Raw genomic sequence first — 25,734 nt, 5'->3', positions numbered from 1 at the left:
CTTACCAGTAATCTTTTTTTTTAAACAAGCCTTGTAATATAAATTGATTTATAGACATTATTTATAATTATAAAAGCAACTAGTCAATATTTAAAATTAATTTAATTCTTAAAGGGGGGAACATCATGGGCAAAGTTATAGCTATATTCAATCAAAAGGGCGGAGTCGGAAAAACTACAACAAATGTAAATTTAAGTGCCAGTTTAGGAACCTTAGGAAAAAAGATATTAGTATTAGATTTGGACCCTCAAGGAAATACAACTAGTGGATATGGTATTGATAAAAATGAAGTGGAAAATACAATCTATGAGATTATGTTAGATGGTTTGAATATTAAAGAAGCAATAATAAAAACAGAGTTTGAAAATGTAGATATAGTTCCATCAGCTACGGAACTAGCAGGTGCAGAGATAGAGCTTGCATCAATAAGTAATAGAGAGTATATTTTAAAAAATTCCATAAAAGTAGTAAAGGATGAATATGACTATATATTTTTGGATTGCCCACCTTCACTTGGGATGCTTACAATAAATTGTCTAACGGCTGTAGATAGTGTTTTAATTCCTATACAATGTGAATATTATGCCTTAGAAGGTGTAAGTCAATTAATGGAAACTATAAAATTAGTAAAATCAAGATTAAATACAGATATAGAAATTCAAGGTGTTGTTTTAAGTATGTTTGATGGAAGAGCTAATCTATCAATACAAGTTGTTGAAGAAGTTAAAAAGTACTTTAAAGGAAGTGTATATACAACTCTAATTCCAAGAAATGTAAGGCTTGCAGAAGCTCCTAGTCATGGTAAACCAGCAATTTACTATGATAAAAGATGTAGAGGGTCTGTAGCTTATTTGGAACTAGCAGAAGAATTTATAGATTTAGAAGAGGAGGAGTGGTAGTATGGAGAATAAGTCTAAAAGAAGTAATAGATTGGGTCGAGGTCTTAGTGCATTGATACCAGAAATTAAAGGAGAAACTTCAGATAAAGAAATAGTTAATATAGATATAGACAAAATATATCCAAACGAAGTTCAGCCGAGAAAGCAATTTGATGAAGAAAAAATAAAAGTATTATCTGAGTCTATAAAAAATTATGGTGTACTACAACCAATAGTAGTTAAAAGGGATGAAAATAATAAGTACATGATAATAGCTGGTGAAAGAAGATTTAGAGCATCAAAACTTGCAAATAAAAGTCAAATGCCTGCTATAATTAAAGATATAGAGATGAAAGATATAATGGAGATAGCTTTAATTGAAAACTTACAGAGGGAAGATTTAAATTCGATAGAAGAAGCACTAGCATATAAAAGTTTAATAGAGCACTATAGTGTAACTCAAGAAGAAATATCAGAAGCTGTTGGTAAAAGTAGACCTCATATAACTAACACTTTGAGACTTTTAAATCTAGGACAAGATGTTATAGACATGATAGATAGTGGTAAAATCACAGCAGGTCATGGAAAGGCTCTGTTAAGGATTGTAGATAAAAAATTACAATTACAAATCGCAAAAAAGATAGAAGAGGAAGAACTCTCTGTAAGAGAGGTTGAAAATATTGCAAAAAAAATATCTGAAAATAAAGAAGAAGATATGCCAAAAAAGTCTAAGCCTAAGGATGTATTTATTTTAGATGTAGAAGATAAACTTAGAAATGTTTTTGGAACTAAAGTAAATATTTCTAAAGGTAAGAAAAAAGGTAAAATAGAGATAGAATACTATAATGACGATGATTTAAACAGTATTGTATCAATGCTTCTTGAATAACACACAAATATAAAATAGAGAGGACGATTAATATGATTTATCTAGACAATGCTGCAACTACATATCCAAAGCCAGAAAGAGTTTATGATGCTGTTTTAGATTGTATGAAAAACTATTGTGCAAATCCAGGAAGAGCAGGACATAAGCTTGCTATGAGAGCTGCTAGAGAAATTTATGACACAAGAGAAAATGTAGCTAAGTTATTTAATGTAAGTAATCCTATGAATATAGTATTTACATCTAATGCAACAGACTCTTTGAATTTAGCAATAAAAGGTGTACTACAAAAAGGAGATCATGTAATAACAACATCTATGGAACATAATTCAGTAATAAGACCCATAAAAGCACTTGAGCAAAAAGGGGTAGAAAATACTGTAGTAAAATGTGATGATGAAGGTTTTTTAGATTATGAAGAGTTAGAAAAATCAATAAAGGATAACACTAAGCTGATTGTAACTACACATGCATCTAATGTATGTGGAACATTAATAGATATAAAAAAAGTTGGAGAAATAGCTAAGAAACATAATATTTTATTCTTGGTAGATGCATCACAAACAGCAGGTGTTTATGATATAGATGTGAAGAAATGCAATATAGACATGTTGGCAATGCCAGGTCATAAATGCTTATTTGGGCCTCAAGGAACAGGTGTCTTATATATAAGAGAAGGTCTAAATTTAAATATATTAAAAGAGGGTGGAACAGGTAGTAAATCAGAAGAAATGGTTCAACCAGAACTGTTCCCAGATAAATACGAGTCAGGAACTCATAATACTCCAGGTATAGCAGGACTTAACCAAGGTGTATTATTTATATTTGAAAGAGGAATCAACAATATAAGACAACATGAAGAAGAATTATGTCAATATATGCTAAATAAGTTAGAGGAAGTATCAGATATAAAGATATATGGACCAAAAGACAGTAAAAAAAGAGCCTCAGTAATAGCTATAAATATAGGGAATATGGATTCTGGAGAGGTTACTTTCTTATTAGATAGTGAATATAATATAGCAACTAGATCAGGAATACATTGTTCTCCGTTAGCTCATACTACTTTAGGTACGTTAAAACAAGGTGCGGTAAGATTCAGTATAGGATATTTTAATACAAAAGATGAAATAGATAAAGCAATAGACGCTTTGAAGAAAATTTCAAAAAATAAATAGTTATACATTACAACATAAAAATAGTGTCAACTTTATAGAAAGTTGACACTATTTTTTGTAACTTAATATAATTTAAAAACTTACTTTAAATAATCTCCATCTTCAAGAACTATATGACCACTTTCATAGTTAGCGCCATCAACAGTAAGCTTTATTTGTTCAACATTCATGTTCTTTATGTAAGTACGTGCAACTGAATCAAGCATTAAAGTTTCTGCATCACTACCTAAGTTTGATTTTGTAAAATCAGAGTTAACATCTAATATACCAGTTTTTACGCCATCAATATCTTTTGTAGTAAATGAATTTAGTTTTGCAGATTCTGGAATTACTTTAAGCTTTTGAAGCTCAGCAAATAAAGTGTTTTCATCAATTTTTTCTAAATTAACCTTATTTTCAATTAAATCTGTTTTGTCTACATCAAAAGAGTAAATAACAGCAGACTCCGTCTTCTTTTCTTCCTTTGGAGTTGATGCAGATTTTTTATTAGGAACTTCTTTTTCATCATTATTTTCGTTATTGCTTTCTTCTTTTGGTTGCTCAACATTTGTATTATTTTTAGTTTCTTTTTTAGTTGCTTCATTTTGAGCATTGCTACATCCAACCGCCAATATAGATATAGATAATATACTTAACACTAACATTATTTTCTTATTTTTCATAAAAATTACTCCTCTCTAAGATACTATTCTTATATATAATTATAATCGTTATGACTGAATATATGAATACAAAATAGTAACAAATTTAAAAAATGATTTATTTAAATTAATTAAATACAAAATAAACTAAATTTTAGTCATTTTTATGGGAAATCATTTAATGTATAGAGAAAATATTGTAAAATAAAAGTAGTGTTTTTAAAATAAATATAAGTTATAATTATATTATAAAAAAATGTCTTCAAAAGGTGGGAATAGTATGGAAATTTTGAGCTTAGGAGAAAAGATTAAGAAATTAAGAAAAGAAAAAAATATGACATTGAAAGAGTTAGCCGGAGATAGGATAACAGCAGCACAAATAAGCCATATAGAGAGAGATAAATCTCATACTAGTTATGAACTGTTGGAATATCTGGGTGATAAGCTAGATGTAAGCGTGGAATATTTATTAGAAACAAAAGAAATGCAGTCAAAAAAGATAACAGATAATTTAATACTGCAAAGTGAAATTTATATAAAAGAGAATGAGCTAAACAAGGCTGAGGACCAAATAAAAGAAGTTTTAGATATATGTAAGAGATACGATTTAATGGAGAACTATGGCAGATGCAATTTTCTTATGGCTAATATTAACTTAAAAAAATCTAATTACAATAATGCTATAGAAAACTTCGAAAAGGCTTTATATTTCTTTATAAAAAATAATGATAGTGAAAACATACTAAAGTGCTATTTAAACATAGGAAAGATATATATGCAGGAAGACTTTTATAAAGGTGCGATAAGTCACTTTAATTTTGCAGAGGAAATTTTATCAGAGAGTAAGTTTGAGGATATTAACATATATAAGGAATTATATAGTAAGATGGCATATTGTTATATAAAATTAGATAATCCAAATATGTCATTAAAGTACATAGATAAAATAAATGAAATAGATAATAAAAATGATAGAAAAGAAGATGTCGATATTTTGGTGTTAAAAGCAAATAACATGCTTGAGATTGGAAAATATGAAGAATCAAAAGAGTATTTTAAAAAAGCACTAAAAATACTTGAAAATGAAGATAATAAAACTGGAATAGCAAATGTATACTTAACAATTTGTGATGTTTATAGAAAAATAGGTGAGACAGATAGAGTTCTTGAGTATTCTCAAAAAGTGTACAACATAAAGAAAAATGATGAAGACGAATATATGATGTCAGGTTTATTCAAGATAATAGAAGCGTACATAGATAAGGAAGATTATGATTTAGCTAGAAAATATTGTAAAATAGCTTTAGCATCATCAATAAAAAATAAAAACAAGTTTAATGAGTATAAAGCATTAAAATTCTATTCTAATATGTATAAGAATCAAAATGAAATTACTCTTGCTATTGAGTATTTAATTAAATGTATAAAAATAGTATCAGACTTAGGTAATAATAAGATATTAGCGAACTTGTACATAGACTTAGGACAATTATATTCAAGCATATCAAAAGAGAAAGAATTAGAATACTACCAAAAGGGAGTATTTATGTATAAAAATTTAGAGATAATGTAAGTATAATAAACCTATAATAGTATAGATACAATCTATAACAAGCAAGATAATATCTATGATAAAATATAAATTGTATGAATAATTTTAAGGAGATGAATCAAACAATGAGTATAAAAATAGATGCTAGAGGGCTTGCTTGTCCTAAACCAGTTATAAATACAAAAAAAGAATTAGATAATATAGAAGAAGGTATTGTAGTTACAACAGTTGACAATGAAACAGCAAAAGAAAATATATTAAAACTTGCTAAATCTTTAAATTGTGAAGCAAAGATTGTTGATGAAAAAGAAAATTTAATTTCTATAGAAATTAAAAAAGGCAATAATATTGTAGCTCAAAAAGAAGAAAGCGAACTAGAAGATACATGTGTATTTATATCTTCAGATAAGATGGGATTGGGGAATGATGAATTAGGACAAGTATTAATAAAAGGATTTATATATACTTTAACAGAATCAAAGCCATATCCTAAACATATACTTTTAGTTAATGGAGGAGTAAAATTAAGTGCTGAAAATGAAGCAACTATAGAAAATCTTAAAATACTTGAAGATGCAGGCGTAGAAATTTTATCTTGTGGAACTTGTTTAGATTACTATAATTTAAAAGAAAAATTACAAGTTGGCTCAGTTACAAATATGTACTCTATAGTTGAAACATTAAAAAATGCATCAAATACTATTTCTATATAATGTATGCTTGTTTAACAATATAAAGTCAATAAGAGATATTAAACTAAAGAAAAGTAGATAGTCAGAAAGGATTAAGCAATGAATCAAATGTATATAGTATCGTTTAATTCGACACATCATGCAATAAGGTCAGAAAAGCTATTTGGTGAAAAGGGTTTAAAAGTAATGGCTCTTCCAACACCAAGAGAAATAACAGCAAGCTGTGGAATATCAATTAAATTTTCTTTTGAAGATATTGAAAAAATAAAGGCAATTTTAGTTGAAAATAATGTAGATATAAAGGGAATTTATTGTATAAGTAAATTAGAAGATGGCTCAAAGGAAGCAAAGAAGTTAGATTAGGAGGCTAATTATTTATGCCAATGGATTTAAAAATAGGGGATATTGTTGAATTGAAAAAACAACATGCATGTGGATGTAAAGAGTTTGAAATCGTAAGAACTGGAATGGATATAAAGATAAAATGTACGAAATGTTCAAGGCTAATAATGCTTGATAGAGAGACATTAGAAAAGAGAGTAAAAAAGCTAATAAAAAAATGATATAAATTTAACATTTAAAAAATGTCAAATACCGTATATTAATATCCAAATTTTTGGTATAATAGAAATTGAAGAAAACATTTTCATGGGGGTGCTTTAATTATGGCAGTTAAATATGCAAAAAGAATGGAAGGTTTACAAGGATCTGAAATACGTGAGCTTTTAAAACTTACTCAACAACCACAAATAATATCTTTTGCGGGTGGAATGCCTGCTCCAGAGTTATTTCCAGTTGAAGAAATGAAAAAAGTATCAGTTGCAGTGCTTGAAGAAAATGGAAGATCAGCTATGCAATATACTACAACAGAAGGATATGAACCATTAAGAGAAAAAATAGCAGCTAGAATGAATGACAAAAACCAAACTAATGTAAATAAAGATGATATATTAGTTACAAGTGGTTCTCAACAAGGTCTAGATTTTGCAGGAAAAGTATTTATTGATGAAGGTGATGTAATTTTATGTGAAAGCCCATCTTACATAGGAGCTATAAACGCATTTAAATCTTACCAACCTAAATTCATAGATGTTCCAACAGATTCTAATGGAATGATAATGGAAGAACTAGAAAAAATACTAGAAACAACTGATAGAATAAAAATGATTTATGTAATACCTGATTTCCAAAATCCAACAGGAAGAACTTGGCCACTTGAAAGACGTAAAAAATTCATGGAAATAGTAAATAAATATGAAATACCAGTAATAGAAGATAATCCATATGGAGATTTAAGATTTGAAGGAGAAACTTTACCATCTTTAAAATCAATGGATACAAAAGGATTAGTAATATTCTTAGGAACTTTCTCTAAAATATTCTGCCCAGGATACAGATTAGGATGGACTTGTGCTTCTGCAGAAATACTATCTAAATTTAACTTTGCAAAACAAGGTGCAGACTTACAAGCATCAACTATATCTCAAATGGAAGTAAGCAAATTTATGGATATGTATGACTTAGATGAACACGTTGATAAAATAAAAGCTGTTTATATCAAACGTAGAGATGTAATGCTTAAGACTATGGAAGAAGAATTCCCAGAAGGATTAGTATTTACTCATCCAGAAGGTGGATTATTTACATGGGTAGAGCTTCCAAGTAATTTAAATGCTAAAGAATTAATGCCAAAATGCTTAGAAAAGAATGTTGCTTATGTTGCTGGAGGAGGATTCTTCCCTAATGGTGGTAGAGAAAATACTTTCAGACTTAACTATTCAAATATGCCAGAAGAAAAAATAATAGAAGGTATCAAAAACATAGCATCAGTTTTAAAAGAAGCTATGGGTGTTGAAGCTTAATTAAAAATAATAACTTATAGATATATTATGAGGGATGGCGATTGCCATCCCTTGTTAATTTAAAAAATATATTTCACCTTATATTAAATATTAAAATTTGTCCAAAATTTAAATTGACATAAATAAGAAAGAATGATAAAATGTGTAGGTATGAGATTTTAGTCTCATTTCTCTGCTCTAAGAGTGTAGAGCCGTTAAGTCCAAAGGGAGGTGAATTATAGTGAGAAATTATGAATTAGTTTATGTAGTAAAGCCAAACTCTGATGAAGAAACAAGAGAAGCTGTACTAAACAAAGTTAAGGAAGTTGTTGCAACTGAAGGAGAAATAGTTAAAGTTGATACTTGGGGAACTAAAAAATTAGCTTATCCAATAGCTAAGTTTACAGAAGGTTTCTATGTGTTAGTTAACTTCAAATCAGCAGTAGACGTTCCTAAAGAAATAGACAGAAACTTAAAGATAAATGAAAACGTAATAAGACATATGATAGTTGTTGCTTAATAACTAGTTTTATTATAAAAAATAGGTGGTGTTTTTATGAATCAAGTTGTATTAGTGGGAAGGTTAACTAAAGACCCTGAATTAAGATACATCCCAGGTACAGGAACACCAGTGGCATCATTTACAATAGCCATTGATAGAGACTATGTAAAAAAAGATGGATCTAAAGAAACTGATTTTATACCTGTTGAAGTAATGGGTAAATCCGCTGAATTTTGTGCCAACTACATAACTAAAGGTAGATTAGTTGCACTTCAAGGATCGATAAGAGTAGACAATTATCAGACACAATCAGGTGAAAAAAGAACTTTTACAAAAGTAAGTACTAGATCAGTACAAGCTTTAGATAGCAAGAATAAATCGGAAAATTCATATAAAGAGAGTGCTCCAGCTTTTGAGCCAAGCTTTGAACCTCAAGGGTTAGACCCACAAGGTTTCCAAGCTATAGATGATGACGATATACCATTTTAAAAAGGAGGGAAAAAAGTCATGATGAATAAAAAAAGACGTAAGAAAAAAAGAGTTTGTCAATTTTGTGCTGACAAAAACGCTAAAATAGATTACAAAAGTACTCAAAGATTACAAAAGTATATAACTGAAAGAGGAAAGATATTACCAAGAAGAATATCTGGAACTTGTGCTAAGCATCAAAGAGAATTAACAGTTGCTATAAAAAGATCAAGAAATATAGCACTTTTACCATATACATTAGATTAAAAAATGAGCCTTGTGCTCATTTTTTATTATAGATATTTATATAAGTAAATGAGACGAGCTATAACGCTCGTTTTTTTGTTTATATACTTAAATATATTATTATTTATGATATAATATTATATATTAAGGAGGGTTGCAAACGTGAAAATAGATAAAGGTTCTGAGATAACAAGAAACATAAAGATAATAGAGTGGATGAAAACAGAAATATTAATGAGTGTAAGTGATTTGTTTAACTTATTATTTAAAGGGGTAAAACCTTTAGATGAGGCAATTCAAGATACTCTAGCAAATATAATAATGATAACATATCTCTTAGCAAAGAGATTAGGAATTAGTTTTAGAGATGTGGATTATAAAGTCAAGGAAAAAATAAAAATTGGTATAGAGGAAGACCATAGCGTTGAAAGATGGTATGGAGATTTATCTAACTTAAAAAAACATATGGATAATAGGGAGTGATATTAAATTGAATAATAAAATTAGACTATCTAAAGCCATGCCTATAATAGTTTTAGCTATAATAATTGCTTTAGTAATAGCCTATATTCCAATGCTAGGAATGTTTAGTATATTAGCTGCTGTCCCATATGTAATTATAGGTGCCATTACTGATAAAAAGTATTCTTTTTTATCTATTTTGATTACATTTTGTGTGCTAATTTTATTTGCAGACATTTCGTATGCATTAAATATATGTATAATGTATTCTTTGCCAGGTATAGCAATAGGAAAGATGCTAAAGAGAAGTTTTGAGCAAGAAGATAGCAATAAATTTGAACCAATATATGGAGGAACAATAATATTTGTGCTTGCAATGGTTGTGTATTTCTTTGTATTGAAGACATTTTTAAATGTAAATTTATTAGATGAAGTTGCTAAAATGATAACGGAAATCGTAAATATTCAAAAAAATAGTTTTTCTGCAACTGAGCTTAAAGTATTTGATAAAATGAAGCCAGATGAAATTGTAAGTTATTTTACAAATATCCTACCGATGATGTTATTCCTACAAGGTTTATTATCAGCATTTGTAACATATTATTTAAGTGTATTCTTTATTAAAAGAATTACAAATTTGAATATAAGATTTCCTAAATTTGCTGACTTTTATTTACCAGGAAATGCTATAGTCACAACTTTTTTACTTTATTTATTAGTCTTATTGATTGAAATTATTGGTTCAAAATTATATACAGAATTAATAATGACTAATTTACAGCTAGTTTTTAACTTAATGTTTGTAATTCAAGGAATAGCAGTTTGTATTTATTATTTAAAGAAATGGATAAGACAAGGACCAAATAAAATTATGTTTCTTTCAGGGATAATTTTATGTTTATTTGGATTTATGGGAATATCTTTTGTTGGTATGGTAGATAGTATAATTGACTTTAGAAAGGTGAGAAGTTATAAATCCACTTAGGAGGATAGAAATGAGTAATAAACAAACCTTTAAATTAAATATGCCAGAAATAAATTTATATATAATTATTATTGGTATTTCTAGTATAATTTTGCTTTATTACAACTTGTATGTAGGGTGTTTATTTTTCTGTATTTTTGCATATATGGTTTTTCACAATTGGAGAACAACTAATATTAGACGTCATGAATGGACAGAGTATATTCAAAATTTATCTTTAGATATAGATGAAACAACTAAGAAAGCTATAATAAATCTTCCAATACCACTATGTATTCTAGAATTTGATGGAAATATATCATGGTATAATGGAAAGTTTTATGATATGATTGGTCAAAAAGATTTACTTGATAAAAATATAGAAGATATAGTTAAAAATCTTAATTTAAGAAAAGTATTAAATGAAAATAAAGAGATGTACACTGAAATAAACTATAAGGAAAGAGAATATACAATAGTTTATAATGTTATAAAAAATGATCAAGAAAAGAATCCTAAATATTTAATGATATTATACTGGATAGATAAGACAGAATATTTACAAGTAAAACAAGATTATGATGATGAAAAAGATGCAATGATGTTAATACAAGTAGATGGATATGATGAAGTATTAAAAAGTGCAGCAGAAGATAAGAGAGCTTTAATTAATGTTGAAGTAGAAAAAATACTTTCTGCTTTAGAATTAAATTCAAATGGTGCTTTGAGAAGGACTTCAAAAGATAAATTCTTCTTGGTAATGCATAAAAAAGAGTTAAAAAAATTAGAAGCTGAGAAGTTTTCTATTTTAGATACAATAAGACATATTGATTATGGAAATAATCTTCCTGTTACAATAAGTATAGGAATTGGTATAGATGGAGATACATTAAATGAGAACCTAAAACTTGCTACAGGTGCTCTTGATTTAGCACTTGGTAGAGGAGGAGACCAAGCTGTTGTAAAGACAAAAGATAAGTTTGTATTTTATGGTGGAAAATCTAAAGCTGTAGAAAAGAAAACAAAAGTAAAATCTAGACTTATAGGTCATGCTCTGAGAGAGGTTATACAAGAAAGCGATCATGTTTATATAATGGGTCATAAATATCCTGACATGGACGCTATGGGAGCTGCAGTTGGGGTTTATGATATATGTAAATCTTGCAATAAGACAGCAAATATAGTTTTACAATCTGTAAATGAATCTATAGAGATATTTATAAACAAAATAAATGAAAGTAATTATTATAAGAAGTTGTTTATTGGAAAAGAGGAGGCTATTGATAACTGTACTAAAAATACACTAGTTGTTGTAGTTGACACTCATAGACCTAATTATACTGAATGTGAAGAACTCTTAAAGTTATCAGAGAAGGTAGTAGTAATAGACCATCATAGAAGAGGTGTAGAGTTTATAAATGATGCAGTGCTTTTATTCCATGAAATATATGTATCTTCAACCTGTGAAATGGTTACAGAATTAGTTCAATATATGGATGAAGAGGTAACAATCAATAAACTTACAGCTGAAGGTCTTTTAGCAGGAATAAGCTTAGATACTAAAAACTTTGCATTTAAAACAGGTGTTAGGACATTTGAAGCTGCTTCCTACCTTAGAAAAGTTGGAGCAGATACAATAGAAGTCAAGAAGTTTTTTAATTCTGATGTAAAAGATTTTATAATAAAAGCTGAAATAATTCAAAGTACGAAGATAATTAATAATAGAATATGCCTAGCATATTCAAGTACAGAAATAGATAGTATAAACGTTATAATAGCTCAAACTGCTGATGAGCTGTTAAATATAAAAGAAGTAGAAGCCTCCTTTGTATTAGGAGAAAAAGATGATACTATATTTATAAGTGCAAGGTCTTTGGGGCAAATAAATGTACATGTACTTATGGAGAAATTAGGAGGCGGGGGACATATAGATATAGCTGGTGCACAGTTAAAAAATGTTTCTCTAAAAGAAGCTTACAAGATAGTAAATAAAATAATAGAGGAGTATTTAGAGGAGGAAGAATAGATGAAAGTTATATTATTAAAAGACGTAAAAGGAACTGGTAAAAAAGGGGAAATGAAAGAAGTAAGTGATGGATATGCAAGAAATTTCTTATTTCCTAAAAAAATGGCTGTGCAAGCAGATAGTGTAGCAATCAAAGAATTAAATGAAAAGAATAAATCTAAAGAAATAAAAGCTCAAAAAGAATATGAAGAAGCTGTTTTATTAGGAAAACAAATGGAAGAAATTAATATAGAAATATATTCAAAATCAGGTGAAGGTGGAAGATTGTTTGGTTCAATAACAGCCAAAGATATAGCTGAGCAATTAAAGAAACAAAAAGATATAGATGTAGACAAAAGAAAAATTTTATTAGACGAACCAATAAGAACTTTAGGTTCAACATTTGTAGAAATAAAAATACATCAAAAAGTAACTACTAAAATAAGAGTAGATGTAAAAGAAAAACAGTAATAACTAGAGGTGATAAAGATGGAAGACATGACGAGAATTCCTCCTCATAGTGTAGAATCAGAGCAATCAATATTAGGTTCTATACTGCTAGATAAAGATGCTATAATAACAGTTACAGAAACCATAAGGCCTGATGACTTCTATAAAGAAGCTCACAAAATAATATATGAATGTATGATAACTTTAAGCAATAAAGGTGAGCCTATAGACTTAATCACATTGACAGAAGAGCTAAGAAAACAAGGGCATCTTAATGATATTGGAGGAATCAGTTATATTACAAGTCTTTCTACAATAGTGCCAACAACTTCAAATGTAAAATACTATGCTGACATAGTAAAAGAAAAGTCTGTACTTAGAAAGCTTATAAAAGCATCTAATGAAATAATAAATCTAGGATATAGTGGAGCAACAAAAATTGAAGATGTTTTGGAACAAGCTGAAAAGAGGATATTTGATATATCACAGGAAAAAACTAGTGACGATTTTAAATCTATAAACTTAGTTTTGATGGATGCCTATGATATGATAGAAAAATTATATACCAATAAAAGCGATGTAACTGGTATAACTACTGGTTTTAAAGATTTAAATAAAAAAATAAATGGTCTTCAAAGAACAGATTTAATATTAGTTGCCGCAAGACCTGCAATGGGTAAAACTGCTTTTTCTTTAAATTTAGTACAAAATGCAGCTTTAAAAGGAGATGCTTCTGTAGCTGTATTTAGTTTAGAGATGTCCAAAGAACAGTTAGTACAACGTATGTTATCTTCGCAATCTAGTGTAGAATTAAAAAAGATAAAGACTGGAACACTTAATGATAATGATTGGCCTAGGATTATAGATGCAATGGCAGTACTGTCAGATGCAAAAATACACATCGATGATACTCCTGGTATAAAAATATCAGAATTAAGGTCAAAGTGCAGAAAGTTAAAGATAGAAAAAGGTCTAGATTTAGTGCTTATAGATTACCTTCAACTTATGGAAGGTGAAGGTAATAATGAAAGTAGACAACAAGAAATATCTAAAATATCAAGGTCATTAAAAGTATTAGCAAAAGAGTTAAATTGTCCTGTAGTAGCATTATCTCAGTTATCACGTGCACCAGAGCAAAGAGCAGACCATAGACCTATGTTATCTGATTTAAGAGAATCTGGAGCAATTGAGCAGGATGCAGATATAGTTATGTTCTTGTATAGAGATGAATACTATCATGCTGATTCTGAGAGTAAAAATATAGGAGAAATAATAATAGCAAAAAATAGACATGGCGAAACTGGTTCTGTGGAACTAGTTTGGCTTGGTGAAGTTCAAAGATTTGGGGATAAGTTGAGAGACCTATAATTTAACTAATATCCACAGAACATCCTTTCTTTCTACAGGAAAAATGTGGATACATGTCACTAAATATGTCTAAACCTTGAAATTTAGCTAAAAAATTATCCACACTATCCACAGATAGCCTGTTGATAAGTGTGAATAAGTAGATAAAGCAAGCTTTTGGCTTGCTTTATCTGTGTATAAATGTTAATTATTAGGAGGAATAATATGGAAAAAATAAGCTTAAAATATATATATCCCAATATAATTGAAGTACTTGATGAAATAAACTTATTTAGGATAGTTGATAGTAATTTAAAAGAATCAATTGTTGTTTATGCTAGTATTGCGGACAATCAATATTATATAAACATGACTAATACAAACTTTGGAAATATAATTAACATATGTAAATTAGAAAAACTTTTAGACGTGGATAAGTTTATAGAAAAAGTTATAAAAAATAGCACAGAAATTAAAGAAATAAATGACTTTTCAAAAATAGAAGAGTATCTGTTAAATATTGGAGAACGCTAAAAAAGTTGAAAAAAATACGAATATTTGATAGAATAAATAAGTAAAGCGTTCGAGAGTATATAAAATATAGAGGTGAATTACATGAAAACAGTTGCAATTGTTGGTTCTCAATGGGGAGATGAAGGTAAAGGTAAAGTTATCGATTATCTTGCTACTCAAGCAGATGTAGTAGTAAGAGGACAAGGTGGAAATAATGCAGGGCATACATTAGTTGTTGAAGGTAAAAAATATGCATTACACTTAATACCATCTGGAGTTTTAAATCCAAAGACAGTGAACATAATCGGAAATGGAATAGTATTTGACCCTAAAGGATTCTTAGAAGAATTAGAAATGTTTAAAGCGGATAATATAAATACAGAAAACATAAAAATTAGCGATAGAGCTCATGTTATATTCCCATACCATAAAGAGCTAGATGCATTATCAGAAGAAGCTAGAGGCGATTTAAAGATAGGTACGACAAAAAAAGGTATTGGGCCTTGCTACATGGATAAAACAGAGAGATCTGGAATCAGAATATGTGATTTAATGGATAAAGATAAATTTGCTATAAAATTAAAGGCTCAGATAGAAGCTAAAAACAAATTAGTTAGAAACATATACGGAAAAGAAGAATTATTTGATTTTGAAGCTATATATAATGAATATATTGGGTACGCAGAACAAATAAAAAAATATGTAGCAGATACATCAGTTATTGTATATGATGCGGTAAAAGCAGGTAAAAAAGTTTTATTTGAAGGAGCACAAGGTACTTTATTAGACCTAGACTTAGGAACTTATCCATTTGTTACATCTTCTCATCCAATATCTGGAGGATTTGCTATTGGTGCAGGTATAGGACCAAATATGATAAAGGATGTTGTTGGTATAGTAAAAGCTTACACTACAAGAGTTGGAGAAGGTCCATTTGTTACAGAACAAATAAATGAGACTGGTGATAAGATAAGAGAACAAGGGCATGAATTTGGAGTAACTACTGGTAGACCAAGAAGATGTGGGTGGTTTGATGCTGTTATAGTAAAATATGCAGCTAGAGTTAATGGATTAACTAGTATTTCATTTATGCTATTAGATGTGTTAACTGGATTTGACAAAATTAAAGTTTGTACATCTTATAAAATGGGCGATAAAATAATAACAGATTTCCCAGCTTCATTAGATGATTTAGCAAAATGTGAACCTATATATGAAGAGTTAGATGGATGGAACGAAGATATAACTCAAGTAAACAATTTTGATGACCTTCCAGAAAATGCAAAGAAATATATTGCTAAAATAGAAGAGTTGATTGGAGTAAGTGTAGATATGGTTTCTGTTGGACCTAATAGAGCTCAAACTATAATAAGAAAAAACATATTTGCTTAGTATCTTAAGTAAGTGATTTAAATTATAAATGATTGAAAAAAGAGTATCTCAAGATAATGCTTATAATTATTAGAGATGCTCTTTTATATTGAGCTAAAATTATTTATGTATATTTTAAATAAAATTAAGGTCGAATTTATACCCTAAATTAGATGTCTTATTTAGAGAATTTTGTTGAAAATCAATGATTCAGTATTATTTTAATTATATGCTAAAAAAAATAAAAAAACTGTTGACTAAAAGTTATACAGCAGTTATAATATAACTTGTGAGTGAAAGAAACGACGAAAAAAGTCGAAAAAAATGTGGTCTATTAGCTCAGTCGGTAGAGCACCTGACTTTTAATCAGGGTGTCCCGCGTTCGAGTCGCGGATAGATCACCAAATCATGGCTCGTTGGTCAAGAGGTTAAGACACCGCCCTTTCACGGCGGTAACAGGGGTTCAATTCCCCTACGAGTCACCAATATGGGACTATAGCTCAGCTGGGAGAGCACCTGCCTTACAAGCAGGGGGTCACAGGTTCGAGCCCTGTTAGTCCCACCAGTTTTTGGATGAAAAATACTATAGATGCTGGTGTGGCTCAACGGTAGAGCAGCTGACTTGTAATCAGCAGGTTGTAGGTTCGATTCCTATCACCAGCTCCACAAAATACATAAATGTAAATTAATATAATTTTCTATGCCACAGGATACTTTTAGGTATCTTTTTTTTAATTGTGTCAAAAATTAATTGTAATTGTAATTATAATTAACTTTTTAAAATATTATACAATATCATAGCTTTAGAAACATAGTCTATAAACGCATTATAATAAATTTAAATAATACAATATATTAAGATATGATATTAATATATAAAAAATTACAAACTAGATAAAGGTTTAGTATATTAAAAGGTATATTAGAAAAATAATTAGAAAAACTGAATGGACAGTATGATTATGTAGTATAAGTTTTAAACAGAGAAGCAAGTATGTTCTTACCTCTCTATTTAAAAATAAAAAAATGTTTTTTAAGGGCTACTTTATTTAAATCTCTCCCATCTCAAATCATCTCCAGTAAATTCTAAAATTCTAAACTTGTCTAAAATCCTAGATAGAATTCTTTGAGTATAAGTATTTCCTATTTGAGATGGTGTTAAGTTGGTTGATATAATAATTTTTTTACCAGTAACAAGTCTTGTGTTTACAATATTGAAAATCTCTCCACTAGTAAAAGAATTATTAAGTTCGGTACCAAGGTCATCTATTATTAATAAATCACAATCAAACAAGTTTTTATAATTTTCTTCACTTATTTGATTGTTTGGGTCTCTTCTAAATTTATAGTCTTCAAGAATATCTAAAATTCTAAAAGAAGTTTGATAGATTACAACATTACTTTTGTCTAACAATTCTTTTGCAATACAGTTACACATGTATGTTTTACCTAGTCCAGTAGAACCATAAAACAATAGGTTTTCATTATTATCCACCTTAAAGTCATGAACAAAATTTTCGCAGATACTTAGATTATTTAACATGTTTTCTCTTGGAGAGATTTCTCCATCGGGACTCTTCTTAGGAGAAAATATATTCAAGTTAAAATTCGAAAAATTTTCCTGACTTAAAATTCTATCTAAGTTAGACATTTTATAAGCCTCATTTACAATTTCTTGTTTTAGACAAGAGCATTTTTCACCATTAGGTAAAAATCCTTTGTCTTTACAAGAGTCACATTGAAACTTTATTTCTAAGTAATCAAGAGATATATTATTTTTAAGTAAAAGTTCTTCTTTTCTCAATTTTAAAGATTCTATAGTTTCCTTAGACTCATTTACAATTTCATCTTTAGATTTAGGATTCAAAAGAACTGTTTTAGCTAAGTTAAGACCTATTTTAGAAATCTCATCATCTATAGATTTTATCTCAGGAATCCTATTATAGACTTCATTTTTTCTATGTTCTAAGAGTAGTTCATTTTTATCTCTTTTATTGGCATATTTAGCCAGTATTTTTCTTATTTTATCTTCATTCATTTAATCACCTACTTAAACTTTTCTTTTTGACTTTTTTTAATAATTTCATCGAGTTCATCAGATGTATATTGAGTAAATGTTTCGTTGAAATTATGAAACTTAGTTTTCTTGTAAGTATTGTTGTTTTGAGTAGTATTAATCTGCTTTTTATTAATATTCTCCTTAACTATACGTTCTTCCTCTTTTTGCTTTAAATCATTTAAATTTTTTATATTTTTTTCGTGCCAATTTTTAATTATTCCATTTATATAAGATATACTTGGGTTTGGTATATTCTTAGATTTAGAACATGCATTTACTATTAAGTCCATATCCATGTCAAATTTATCAAACCAAGCATCCATAAGTTCTTTTTCTGATTTCGTTGCTTGTCTTGAAAATCCCAATTCATTGAAAATAGTTTTATATAAAATATATCGTTCGCTTCTAATTAAGAAGCTGTCTTCAACATCTTTTGGGGTATATAAATTTGAATCATACCAGTTTCTAATAATGCCTTCGATGTATTTAACTGGTTTAGATGTACCAGTTTTATCTTTAACATATTCATAAGCACAAAGTATCATATCAGGGCCCATGTTGTATTTATTCATTACATCCATAATACTTATTTTTTCGCTTGGGTCAAGATATCGACCAACTATTTTATTTATAGAATTGAACATCTTTCTAATACTTGGATTTTCAGAAGTAGATACAACTTTATCTGTATTAGATTTTACAGATGAATTATTACCTAATATATTTTCGATATAGAAATTCTTTAAATCTAAAAATTCTATTGAATAATTAAAATTATCAGATTCTCCATTGTCATGTATTTTTATAATCTTTTTTTCTTCCCAGAATTTCCAAGCAGATAGTACATCAGACAAAGGTATATTTAGGTTCTTGGCTATTGAGCTATTGTCAAACTTAGGATTAGAAGTAATATCACATGCCTGTCTATAGCCTAAAAGATAAACTTTTACGTATAACCCGTCCGCCATTGGCATAAATATATCTATAAAGATATTGGGAATAGTGATTTCACCTAAATCTATTTCATTGCTTTCTTTGAAAAACATTTTATCACCTCAGATTAAATTATATCATTTTTTGTATTACATTTGGTTGTAAACAAATAAAAGGTCATAAGATTAGCATGTAAATATTTTCTAAAAGTATTCATTTTAAAAAGGAGGAGATATTTTGGTTATAAAATTCAACCAAAAAGTAAGAAGAACATTATCAGTAGCAATTTTATTTATGGTACTAATAATAGGTTGCTTCATAGAAAAGGATGACAGTTTAGAAGCATACAAAGAAAAATCTAATTCAAAGATAAATCAATATAATATGGATGTTATATTTGATGATGAAACTAAGAGGTTAATGTGTAATCAGAGTGTTGAGTACATAAATAATACAAAATCAAATATGGATAAAATATATTTCCATATATATCCGAATGCTTTTTCTAAAAAAGAATTTGCTCCTTTTGAAAAAGATGAGATGACAAGAGCCTATCCTAATGGATTCAATGAAGGATATATAGATATAAAAAACATACTAAATAATAGTAGTAAAATGGAATATAAAATCAAAGGAGATAAAAATGATATATTAGAAATAGAATTAGGAAAAGAGTTAAAGCCAAATGAAAGGGTATCACTGGATATAAAATATAATGTAAAAATACCAAACTCAGTGGGAAGATTTGGATATGGAGAAAACACTATAAATATTACTAATTGGTTTCCTATAGCTTGTGTTAATGATGAAAGAGGATGGAATATAAAGAGTTATGAAACTATTGGAGACCCATTTTATAGTGAAACTAGTGATTTTCATGTGAAACTATTGATTCCAAATAAGTATAAGATTGCTCATACAGGTAAACTTGTTAATGACAAACATGATAACAAGAAAATGTTGTATGAAATAGAGGCTGAAAACGTTAGGGACTTTGCGTTTATATTAAGTAGTAAATTTGATGTAAATAAAGTAGATTCAAAGGGAGTAGCTATTAGTACATACAATTTAAATAAGAAGCTTTCTAGCAGAGCAACAGAGATTGCAAAAGATTCAATAAATATATTTAGTGAGTTGTTTGGCAAATACCCATATAAAGAATATTCTGTTGTAGCAAGTGATTTCTTTATAGGTGGCATGGAATATCCTATGCTTGTTATGATAGACCAAAGCTTATATAATGAAAAAAATGAGTTTTTGCTTGAGTATGTTATAGCACATGAAACAGCACATCAATGGTGGTATTCTGCTGTTGGAAACGATGAAATAAGTGAACCTTGGTTAGATGAAGCTCTTACTGAATACTCTACAATAGTTTATTTTGAACAAAAATATGGGAAGGAAATGGCAAATAAACTTATAAAAACTATGCAAATACAAACAAAGAGTTATTTGAGTGAAAACATATTTAAACCATCAAATGAGTATAAGAATTCTACTGAATACAGTTTAAATGTTTATACAAAAGGAGCAACAGCTTTTAATGAAGTAAGAAAAGAGGTTGGAGATAAGGTATTCTTTGAAACACTAAGTGAGTATTATAATAAATACAAACATAAAAATGCTAATGGAAGAGCCTTTGTAGAGTTATGGAACAGTAAAGGGGTAGATATAAATAAGATTATAAGTGAATACAAGTAAATTTCGTACAGAGTATTAAATTTTATTTAATACTCTGTTTTTTTGGTATAATATAATTTATAAGGCAGAAAAAGAGGTGAAATAATGCTAAAGTATTGTTCAGTAGGAAGTGGTAGTAGTGGAAATTGCCACTATATAGGATATAAAAATACTAATATACTAGTAGATGCAGGATTAAGTGGAAAGAGAATAACTACAGGTCTTAAAGACATTGGAGTAGATTCAGATAAATTAAAAGGGATATTTATAACTCATGAGCATATTGACCATATAAAAGGGGCAGGTATATTATCAAGAAAGTTTGATATACCAGTGTTTGCTAATATAAAGACATGGTGTTCTATGAAAGACAAGCTTGGTGATATTAAGGATAAAAATATGAAGGTCTTTGAAAATGATAAAACTTATTCATTAGGAGATGTTATAGTAAGGCCTTTTTCGATAGAACATGATGCAGCTGACCCAGTTGGATATAATTTCTATACAGAAAACGATGAAAAAATGTCTATAGCTACTGATATAGGGTGTATAACTGAAAATATAAAAAAACATCTATATAAATCTAAATTAGTAGTATTAGAATCAAATTATGACCCTAATATGCTTATGATGGGTTCATATACATATGCTTTAAAGAAAAGAGTAATGTCAAATACTGGACATTTATCTAATGAAGATGCAGCAAATTTTTGTGTTGAACTTATTGATAAAGGTACAGAATCTATATTATTAGCACATTTAAGTAAAGAAAATAATTTTCCAGAATTGGCATATGAAACTTCAAAAGGAGTATTAGCATCAAACGATATAGTAGTTGGGCAGGATGTAAAACTAGATGTATTATCACGTAATGATGTTTCTAATGTTTATAAGATGAAGTAGAGGTGAATAACTTTGCTAAAAAGAAATTTCGAAAATGTTGAGGATAATAAAATCTTATATTCTATAAAGCAAGGGATGATTTTAGCAATACCTGCTATTATGACTGGTTCAATTGCTCTTGTTATTTTGAATCTTCCAATAAAAATTTATCAAGAATATATAGCAAGTTTATTTAATGGTGAAATTTCAAATATTCTTACATTTATAAATGATTCTACCTTAGGAATTATCTCATTGATAATATTGTTGACGATAAGTTATAGCTATGGAAAAATCTATGGGAGCAAGTATACAGTACTTGTTCCTATAGTTGCAATGTGCTCTTTTTTAGTGTTTTCACATGGTAATGAACTGGATTCTTATGTGGAAATATTTAAAACAAAGTGGTTGTTTACAGCTATTATTGTTTCCATAACGTCTTCTATATTATTTGTAAAGCTCACAGAATCGTTTATTACAAGTGTAAAATTTCATACAGAAGGGGCAGATGCTGATTTTAATATGGTTGTTTCAGCAATAATTCCCTTTATAATTGTAGTATTTTTATTTTCTATTTTGCGTGTAATAGTAATAAATCTAATTGGAAGTTCGAATTTTCAAGATATATTTTATAATTTATTTTCAAATATATTTAAGAGTATGGGAAGAAACCTTATGAGTGCTTTGCTGTTTATATTTCTAATGCATTTTATGTGGTTCTTTGGTATTCATGGGAGCAACGTACTTGATACAGTTGCAAAAAATTTATTTGAAAATGGAATGGCAATTAACATAAATTTAGTTAACAACAATCAATTACCAACAGAAATTTTTACTAAGACTTTTTTTGATACAATGGTTTTATTGGGTGGATGTGGAGCTTTGTTATGTTTAGTAATTGCCATTTTTCTTAGTGAGAAGCGTATAAATGTAAGGAAGCTTGCTAAAATTGCTTCAATACCAGCTCTTTTTAATATAAATGAAATGTTAGTTTTTGGGATTCCAATTGTTTTTAACTATATTATGTTCATACCTTTTATAATTACACCTATAATTCTAACAATTACAAGTTATGTAGCTATGGCTACAGGGCTTGTACCTTGTACAGTTTCTGCTGTAGAGTGGACATCACCGATATTTTTAAGTGGATATATGGCTACGGACTCAATAAGAGGAAGTTTGTTGCAATTGTTTAATTTGTGTGTAGGAGTTATGATTTATATTCCATTTATAAAGATGTCACAAAATAGATATATTTACATGTTCAAAAATAATATAGAAAACTTAACAAATTTAGTAAAGAAGTGTGAATTAACAGGAGAACAACCAAATATTTTAAATCACAGTGGAAAAATAGGTTCAATCTCAAAAATGCTAGCATCGGATTTAAAGTTTGCTATGAAAAAGGAAGAAATAGAGCTTTTTTACCAACCGCAAGTTAATTATGATGGAAATGTTGTAGGGGCAGAGGGATTACTTAGATGGAGACATTCAATAGGGGGATTTATTTATCCACCACTTGTTATACTTTTAGCTAAAGAAGAAGGTTTTTTAGATGAACTTGGAGAGTATATTATTAATAAAGCTTGTATTGATTTAAAGAAAAGTGAAAGCTTACTAATAAATCCTATTAAATTTTCTGTAAATATATCTCCAGACCAACTTAATGACCCTAATTTGCCAGAGCAAATAAAAAATATAATTGAGAATAAGAATATCAATCCTAATATGCTTGGCATAGAAATCACGGAGCAAGTTGCACTGTCAGGCTCCCAGATAATCATTGAACGTATAAATGCGATACATGACTTAGGAATAAAGCTTATTATGGATGATTTTGGAATGGGACATAGTTCTCTTATATACCTTCAAAATAATAATTTTGATATAGTTAAGTTAGATGGCTCTCTTGTTAAAGAGATACTTATAAACAAAAGAAGTAGTGAAATCATAATGTCTATTGTAAATCTTTCAAAAAACCTAGATTTTGATATAATCGTGGAGTATGTTGAAAATTTAAATCAGAGAGATAAGTTGTATGGCCTAGGATGTGAAATATATCAAGGATATTATTATAGTAAAGCTATACCTTTTGAGGAGTTTATAGATTATGCAAATCGAGTACTTGCTAAATAACTTTTCTAATGATTTGTAAGTTATATTAGTATATAAATTTGTAATAAGATTAAGTTTAGGAGAAGTATATGAATATAAGTATAGTTGTAGTAGGTAAAATTAAAGAAAAATATTTAAAGTTAGGTATTGATGAATTTAGAAAGAGACTTTCTAAGTATTGTAAGTTGGAAATTATAGAGCTAGATGATGAAAAAGCTCCAGAAAATTTAAGTGCCAAGGAAATGGAAATTATAAAAGATAAAGAAGGAAAGAGAATTTTAGGGAAGATAAAGCATAATAGTTATGTTATAGCTTTGGCTATTGATGGAAAGAATTTGTCTTCTGAAGAACTTGCTAAGACCATGAGTGATTTAGCAGTTAGAGGCAACAGTAGTCTTTGTTTTATAATAGGAGGCTCATTAGGGCTTTCTGATGAGGTTTTAGCTAGGGCTGATTATAGATTGTCTTTTTCTAGGATGACTTTTCCTCATCAGATGATGAGATTGATATTGTTAGAGCAGATTTATAGGGCTTATAGAATAAATAATGGAGAACCGTATCATAAGTAAGTAATACGGTTTTATTTTTTATATGTGAAATGATATACAGTTACTTATAATAAAATTTGTATTTAATTTGATAAAAATAGGTAGCTCTAAAGCATTTACATAGAAAGTTGTATAGTTACAACCTATAATTTATTTTTTTATAAAAGGGGGGAGTTTGAATAACTAATATCCAATAGCAAAATATTAAATTATTAATAAAATATAACAACGAATTATAAATTGATAGAAAGGAAGTATATAATGCAGTATGTATTAATTCATGGTCTTGGACAAAATTCATCAAGTTGGGATAAAGTAATTTCTTATATGAGAGGACAAGAGAGGCTTATATATCCAGAATTATCTTTATTTCTAAGAGAGGGAGATGTAACGTATTCGAATCTATATCAATCCTTTTCACAGTATTGTGATGATTTTTCGGAACCTTTAAACCTATGTGGACTTTCATTGGGGGGAGTTCTTGCATTAAATTATGCGATAGATAATCCTTCAAAAGTTAAATCCTTGATATTGATAGCGACACAATATGAAATGCCAAAAGTATTACTCAAACTTCAAAATATTATTTTTAGATTTATACCTCAGAAATCTTTTAAGGGTATGGGACTTAGAAAGAAAGATTTTATTGAATTAATAAATTCAATGATGAATTTAAATTTTAGTGAAAATCTAAAAAATATTTCATGCCCTGTGTTGGTTATATGTGGAGAAAAAGATAAAGCAAATAAAAAAGCTACAAGTAATATAGCTAAAGGTATAATAAAATCAGAAATTCAATTTGTGAAAAATGCTGGACATGAGGTAAATACCGATTCACCAAAAGAATTAGCAAAAATAATCAGATTCTTTTATTGTAAACAAAAACTATAATAATACAAATTACTAAATAGATTTGATACAACTGAACCAAATAAATATAAGATACATAAAATTCAATTTAAAGAGGTGTTTTTTTAGATGGTATGATTTATACTTCTATATAAATTTTGTGAGTTGATTGTTGATGGTGAGCCGTATCACAAATAAGTGATGCGGTTTTTTCAGTTTAGCAATTAATAATATTAAAATAATAAAAAAGTATTGAAAGTATATTACATTTGAGGTAGAATTAAATAAAATATTATAACATTATAATGTTTAAACTGATTGTTAATAAAAATTTGGAGGTAAATATATGATAAAAATAATGTTGGCTTGTTCAGCGGGAATGTCTACAAGTTTATTAGTTACTAAGATGGAAGATGCTGCTAAAGAAAGCGGTATAGAGTCACAAATTTGGGCAATACCAGAATCAAATATACAAAATGAAATAGAAAAATGTGATGTTTTACTATTAGGGCCACAAGTTAGATATGTATTGTCTAAGGCTCAGGAAATAGCTAAGCCACATAATATACCAGTAGAGGTTATAAATATGATGCACTATGGTACAGTTAATGGAAAAGCTGTTTTAGATAGAGCAATAGAACTTAACAACGCTAAGTAATAGAAAATATAACG

Annotated in this window: 27 protein-coding genes and 4 tRNA genes; 28 read left to right on the top strand and 3 right to left on the bottom strand. The window is 28.4% G+C overall.

All coding sequences use genetic code 11. From position 1 onward, the window contains the following. Positions 1 to 125: 125 nt before the first annotated feature. From KGF48_RS12890 to KGF48_RS12880, 3 genes are read left to right on the top strand one after another with little or no spacing between them, the layout of a single operon-like run. Positions 126 to 899: an AAA family ATPase gene (locus KGF48_RS12890; protein ID WP_227839149.1), complete on the top strand. Its 774-nt coding sequence runs from the start codon at positions 126 to 128 to the stop codon at positions 897 to 899. Between the two features lies 1 nt (position 900). After that, positions 901 to 1,767: a ParB/RepB/Spo0J family partition protein gene (locus KGF48_RS12885; protein ID WP_227868113.1), complete on the top strand. Its 867-nt coding sequence runs from the start codon at positions 901 to 903 to the stop codon at positions 1,765 to 1,767. Positions 1,768 to 1,799: 32 nt separating this feature from the next. Then, on the top strand, positions 1,800 to 2,942 hold the full coding sequence (locus KGF48_RS12880) for an aminotransferase class V-fold PLP-dependent enzyme (RefSeq protein WP_227868112.1): 1,143 nt from the start codon (positions 1,800 to 1,802) through the stop codon (positions 2,940 to 2,942). Positions 2,943 to 3,022: 80 nt separating this feature from the next. On the opposite strand, the gene KGF48_RS12875 is transcribed toward KGF48_RS12880, so the two are convergent. Continuing rightward, positions 3,023 to 3,604: a GerMN domain-containing protein gene (locus tag KGF48_RS12875; RefSeq protein ID WP_227839147.1), complete on the bottom strand. Its 582-nt coding sequence runs from the start codon at positions 3,602 to 3,604 to the stop codon at positions 3,023 to 3,025. Positions 3,605 to 3,863: 259 nt separating this feature from the next. Between KGF48_RS12875 and rstA the strand changes: the two genes are divergently transcribed. The 19 genes from rstA (at position 3,864) to KGF48_RS12780 (ending at position 16,662) form a co-directional block, all read left to right on the top strand. Beyond that, positions 3,864 to 5,156, top strand: coding sequence for a toxin production/motility transcriptional repressor RstA (rstA, locus tag KGF48_RS12870; RefSeq protein ID WP_227839146.1), 1,293 nt, complete (start codon positions 3,864 to 3,866; stop codon positions 5,154 to 5,156). 104 nt (positions 5,157 to 5,260) lie between these two features. Then, on the top strand, positions 5,261 to 5,848 hold the full coding sequence (gene yedF / locus KGF48_RS12865; RefSeq protein ID WP_227839145.1) for a sulfurtransferase-like selenium metabolism protein YedF: 588 nt from the start codon (positions 5,261 to 5,263) through the stop codon (positions 5,846 to 5,848). A 78-nt stretch (positions 5,849 to 5,926) separates the two neighbouring features. Then, entirely contained in the window at positions 5,927 to 6,190 is a 264-nt protein-coding gene (locus KGF48_RS12860) for a DUF3343 domain-containing protein (protein WP_227828574.1), read from the top strand. A gap of 14 nt (positions 6,191 to 6,204) precedes the next feature. Then, positions 6,205 to 6,390: a DUF951 domain-containing protein gene (locus KGF48_RS12855; protein WP_054275506.1), complete on the top strand. Its 186-nt coding sequence runs from the start codon at positions 6,205 to 6,207 to the stop codon at positions 6,388 to 6,390. 102 nt (positions 6,391 to 6,492) lie between these two features. Further along, positions 6,493 to 7,689 carry a PLP-dependent aminotransferase family protein gene (locus KGF48_RS12850; RefSeq protein ID WP_227828575.1) on the top strand — a complete coding sequence of 399 codons (1,197 nt, stop codon included), beginning with the start codon at positions 6,493 to 6,495 and terminating at the stop codon, positions 7,687 to 7,689. A 220-nt stretch (positions 7,690 to 7,909) separates the two neighbouring features. Then, positions 7,910 to 8,188: a 30S ribosomal protein S6 gene (rpsF, locus tag KGF48_RS12845; RefSeq protein WP_227436544.1), complete on the top strand. Its 279-nt coding sequence runs from the start codon at positions 7,910 to 7,912 to the stop codon at positions 8,186 to 8,188. Between the two features lie 36 nt (positions 8,189 to 8,224). Then, positions 8,225 to 8,659 carry a single-stranded DNA-binding protein gene (locus KGF48_RS12840; protein WP_227436543.1) on the top strand — a complete coding sequence of 145 codons (435 nt, stop codon included), beginning with the start codon at positions 8,225 to 8,227 and terminating at the stop codon, positions 8,657 to 8,659. A gap of 18 nt (positions 8,660 to 8,677) precedes the next feature. Continuing rightward, the gene (gene rpsR / locus KGF48_RS12835; protein ID WP_021386573.1) at positions 8,678 to 8,905 is read left to right on the top strand and encodes a 30S ribosomal protein S18; all 228 of its coding nucleotides are present in this window, start codon (positions 8,678 to 8,680) and stop codon (positions 8,903 to 8,905) included. A gap of 141 nt (positions 8,906 to 9,046) precedes the next feature. Then, positions 9,047 to 9,367, top strand: coding sequence for a MazG-like family protein (locus tag KGF48_RS12830; protein ID WP_227436541.1), 321 nt, complete (start codon positions 9,047 to 9,049; stop codon positions 9,365 to 9,367). 7 nt (positions 9,368 to 9,374) lie between these two features. Then, complete coding sequence (locus KGF48_RS12825; protein ID WP_227868111.1) at positions 9,375 to 10,331, top strand: YybS family protein; 957 nt, start codon at positions 9,375 to 9,377, stop codon at positions 10,329 to 10,331. 10 nt (positions 10,332 to 10,341) lie between these two features. Beyond that, positions 10,342 to 12,336 carry a DHH family phosphoesterase gene (locus KGF48_RS12820; RefSeq protein WP_227828577.1) on the top strand — a complete coding sequence of 665 codons (1,995 nt, stop codon included), beginning with the start codon at positions 10,342 to 10,344 and terminating at the stop codon, positions 12,334 to 12,336. Beyond that, positions 12,337 to 12,786: a 50S ribosomal protein L9 gene (rplI, locus tag KGF48_RS12815; protein WP_227828578.1), complete on the top strand. Its 450-nt coding sequence runs from the start codon at positions 12,337 to 12,339 to the stop codon at positions 12,784 to 12,786. Between the two features lie 18 nt (positions 12,787 to 12,804). After that, on the top strand, positions 12,805 to 14,133 hold the full coding sequence (gene dnaB / locus KGF48_RS12810; RefSeq protein WP_227483326.1) for a replicative DNA helicase: 1,329 nt from the start codon (positions 12,805 to 12,807) through the stop codon (positions 14,131 to 14,133). A gap of 204 nt (positions 14,134 to 14,337) precedes the next feature. Next, complete coding sequence (locus tag KGF48_RS12805) at positions 14,338 to 14,646, top strand: hypothetical protein (RefSeq protein ID WP_227868110.1); 309 nt, start codon at positions 14,338 to 14,340, stop codon at positions 14,644 to 14,646. An 81-nt stretch (positions 14,647 to 14,727) separates the two neighbouring features. Next, entirely contained in the window at positions 14,728 to 16,017 is a 1,290-nt protein-coding gene (locus KGF48_RS12800) for an adenylosuccinate synthase (protein ID WP_227868109.1), read from the top strand. A gap of 307 nt (positions 16,018 to 16,324) precedes the next feature. Next, a tRNA-Lys gene (locus KGF48_RS12795) sits at positions 16,325 to 16,400 on the top strand. A gap of 6 nt (positions 16,401 to 16,406) precedes the next feature. Beyond that, positions 16,407 to 16,481 (top strand) — tRNA-Glu (locus KGF48_RS12790). 4 nt (positions 16,482 to 16,485) lie between these two features. After that, a tRNA-Val gene (locus KGF48_RS12785) sits at positions 16,486 to 16,561 on the top strand. A 26-nt stretch (positions 16,562 to 16,587) separates the two neighbouring features. After that, positions 16,588 to 16,662: transfer RNA gene (locus tag KGF48_RS12780), tRNA-Thr, on the top strand. A 379-nt stretch (positions 16,663 to 17,041) separates the two neighbouring features. Here the strand turns inward: KGF48_RS12780 and KGF48_RS12775 are convergent. Further along, positions 17,042 to 18,034, bottom strand: coding sequence for an ATP-binding protein (locus KGF48_RS12775; RefSeq protein ID WP_227828581.1), 993 nt, complete (start codon positions 18,032 to 18,034; stop codon positions 17,042 to 17,044). A gap of 8 nt (positions 18,035 to 18,042) precedes the next feature. Next, a complete protein-coding gene (locus KGF48_RS12770) occupies positions 18,043 to 19,101 on the bottom strand; it encodes a DnaD domain protein (RefSeq protein ID WP_227828582.1) in 1,059 nt (352 codons plus the stop codon). 124 nt (positions 19,102 to 19,225) lie between these two features. Here KGF48_RS12770 and KGF48_RS12765 point away from each other — a divergent pair, with 124 nt between their 5' ends. From KGF48_RS12765 to KGF48_RS12740, 6 genes are all read left to right on the top strand, one after another. Next, entirely contained in the window at positions 19,226 to 20,689 is a 1,464-nt protein-coding gene (locus KGF48_RS12765; RefSeq protein WP_227839142.1) for a M1 family metallopeptidase, read from the top strand. Positions 20,690 to 20,773: 84 nt separating this feature from the next. Continuing rightward, positions 20,774 to 21,571 carry an MBL fold metallo-hydrolase gene (locus tag KGF48_RS12760; RefSeq protein ID WP_227828584.1) on the top strand — a complete coding sequence of 266 codons (798 nt, stop codon included), beginning with the start codon at positions 20,774 to 20,776 and terminating at the stop codon, positions 21,569 to 21,571. A 12-nt stretch (positions 21,572 to 21,583) separates the two neighbouring features. Next, on the top strand, positions 21,584 to 23,686 hold the full coding sequence (locus KGF48_RS12755; protein ID WP_227868108.1) for an EAL domain-containing protein: 2,103 nt from the start codon (positions 21,584 to 21,586) through the stop codon (positions 23,684 to 23,686). A 68-nt stretch (positions 23,687 to 23,754) separates the two neighbouring features. Next, on the top strand, positions 23,755 to 24,234 hold the full coding sequence (gene rlmH / locus KGF48_RS12750; RefSeq protein ID WP_227839140.1) for a 23S rRNA (pseudouridine(1915)-N(3))-methyltransferase RlmH: 480 nt from the start codon (positions 23,755 to 23,757) through the stop codon (positions 24,232 to 24,234). A gap of 240 nt (positions 24,235 to 24,474) precedes the next feature. After that, on the top strand, positions 24,475 to 25,104 hold the full coding sequence (locus tag KGF48_RS12745; protein WP_227868107.1) for an alpha/beta fold hydrolase: 630 nt from the start codon (positions 24,475 to 24,477) through the stop codon (positions 25,102 to 25,104). 304 nt (positions 25,105 to 25,408) lie between these two features. Further along, complete coding sequence (locus KGF48_RS12740) at positions 25,409 to 25,720, top strand: PTS sugar transporter subunit IIB (RefSeq protein WP_227828590.1); 312 nt, start codon at positions 25,409 to 25,411, stop codon at positions 25,718 to 25,720. Positions 25,721 to 25,734: the final 14 nt, after the last annotated feature.

Origin of the sequence: Clostridioides sp. ZZV15-6388, assembly GCF_020657755.1 — a bacterium.
Lineage (GTDB): Bacteria > Bacillota > Clostridia > Peptostreptococcales > Peptostreptococcaceae > Clostridioides.
Note: the sequence above shows the minus strand (reverse complement) of the source record. Positions and strands in the feature narration are given on the sequence as shown.

What these genes read in the sequence shown, in the direction of transcription:
- KGF48_RS12890 (WP_227839149.1), top strand. Translation starts at nt 126, where the DNA reads ATGGGCAAAGTTATAGCTATATTCAATCAAAAGGGCGGAGTCGGAAAA.
- KGF48_RS12885 (WP_227868113.1), top strand. Translation starts at nt 901, where the DNA reads ATGGAGAATAAGTCTAAAAGAAGTAATAGATTGGGTCGAGGTCTTAGT.
- KGF48_RS12880 (WP_227868112.1), top strand. Translation starts at nt 1,800, where the DNA reads ATGATTTATCTAGACAATGCTGCAACTACATATCCAAAGCCAGAAAGA.
- KGF48_RS12875 (WP_227839147.1), bottom strand. Translation starts at nt 3,604, where the DNA reads ATGAAAAATAAGAAAATAATGTTAGTGTTAAGTATATTATCTATATCT.
- rstA (WP_227839146.1), top strand. Translation starts at nt 3,864, where the DNA reads ATGGAAATTTTGAGCTTAGGAGAAAAGATTAAGAAATTAAGAAAAGAA.
- yedF (WP_227839145.1), top strand. Translation starts at nt 5,261, where the DNA reads ATGAGTATAAAAATAGATGCTAGAGGGCTTGCTTGTCCTAAACCAGTT.
- KGF48_RS12860 (WP_227828574.1), top strand. Translation starts at nt 5,927, where the DNA reads ATGAATCAAATGTATATAGTATCGTTTAATTCGACACATCATGCAATA.
- KGF48_RS12855 (WP_054275506.1), top strand. Translation starts at nt 6,205, where the DNA reads ATGCCAATGGATTTAAAAATAGGGGATATTGTTGAATTGAAAAAACAA.
- KGF48_RS12850 (WP_227828575.1), top strand. Translation starts at nt 6,493, where the DNA reads ATGGCAGTTAAATATGCAAAAAGAATGGAAGGTTTACAAGGATCTGAA.
- KGF48_RS12840 (WP_227436543.1), top strand. Translation starts at nt 8,225, where the DNA reads ATGAATCAAGTTGTATTAGTGGGAAGGTTAACTAAAGACCCTGAATTA.
- rpsR (WP_021386573.1), top strand. Translation starts at nt 8,678, where the DNA reads ATGATGAATAAAAAAAGACGTAAGAAAAAAAGAGTTTGTCAATTTTGT.
- KGF48_RS12820 (WP_227828577.1), top strand. Translation starts at nt 10,342, where the DNA reads ATGAGTAATAAACAAACCTTTAAATTAAATATGCCAGAAATAAATTTA.
- rplI (WP_227828578.1), top strand. Translation starts at nt 12,337, where the DNA reads ATGAAAGTTATATTATTAAAAGACGTAAAAGGAACTGGTAAAAAAGGG.
- dnaB (WP_227483326.1), top strand. Translation starts at nt 12,805, where the DNA reads ATGGAAGACATGACGAGAATTCCTCCTCATAGTGTAGAATCAGAGCAA.
- KGF48_RS12805 (WP_227868110.1), top strand. Translation starts at nt 14,338, where the DNA reads ATGGAAAAAATAAGCTTAAAATATATATATCCCAATATAATTGAAGTA.
- KGF48_RS12800 (WP_227868109.1), top strand. Translation starts at nt 14,728, where the DNA reads ATGAAAACAGTTGCAATTGTTGGTTCTCAATGGGGAGATGAAGGTAAA.
- KGF48_RS12775 (WP_227828581.1), bottom strand. Translation starts at nt 18,034, where the DNA reads ATGAATGAAGATAAAATAAGAAAAATACTGGCTAAATATGCCAATAAA.
- KGF48_RS12770 (WP_227828582.1), bottom strand. Translation starts at nt 19,101, where the DNA reads ATGTTTTTCAAAGAAAGCAATGAAATAGATTTAGGTGAAATCACTATT.
- KGF48_RS12760 (WP_227828584.1), top strand. Translation starts at nt 20,774, where the DNA reads ATGCTAAAGTATTGTTCAGTAGGAAGTGGTAGTAGTGGAAATTGCCAC.
- rlmH (WP_227839140.1), top strand. Translation starts at nt 23,755, where the DNA reads ATGAATATAAGTATAGTTGTAGTAGGTAAAATTAAAGAAAAATATTTA.
- KGF48_RS12745 (WP_227868107.1), top strand. Translation starts at nt 24,475, where the DNA reads ATGCAGTATGTATTAATTCATGGTCTTGGACAAAATTCATCAAGTTGG.
- KGF48_RS12740 (WP_227828590.1), top strand. Translation starts at nt 25,409, where the DNA reads ATGATAAAAATAATGTTGGCTTGTTCAGCGGGAATGTCTACAAGTTTA.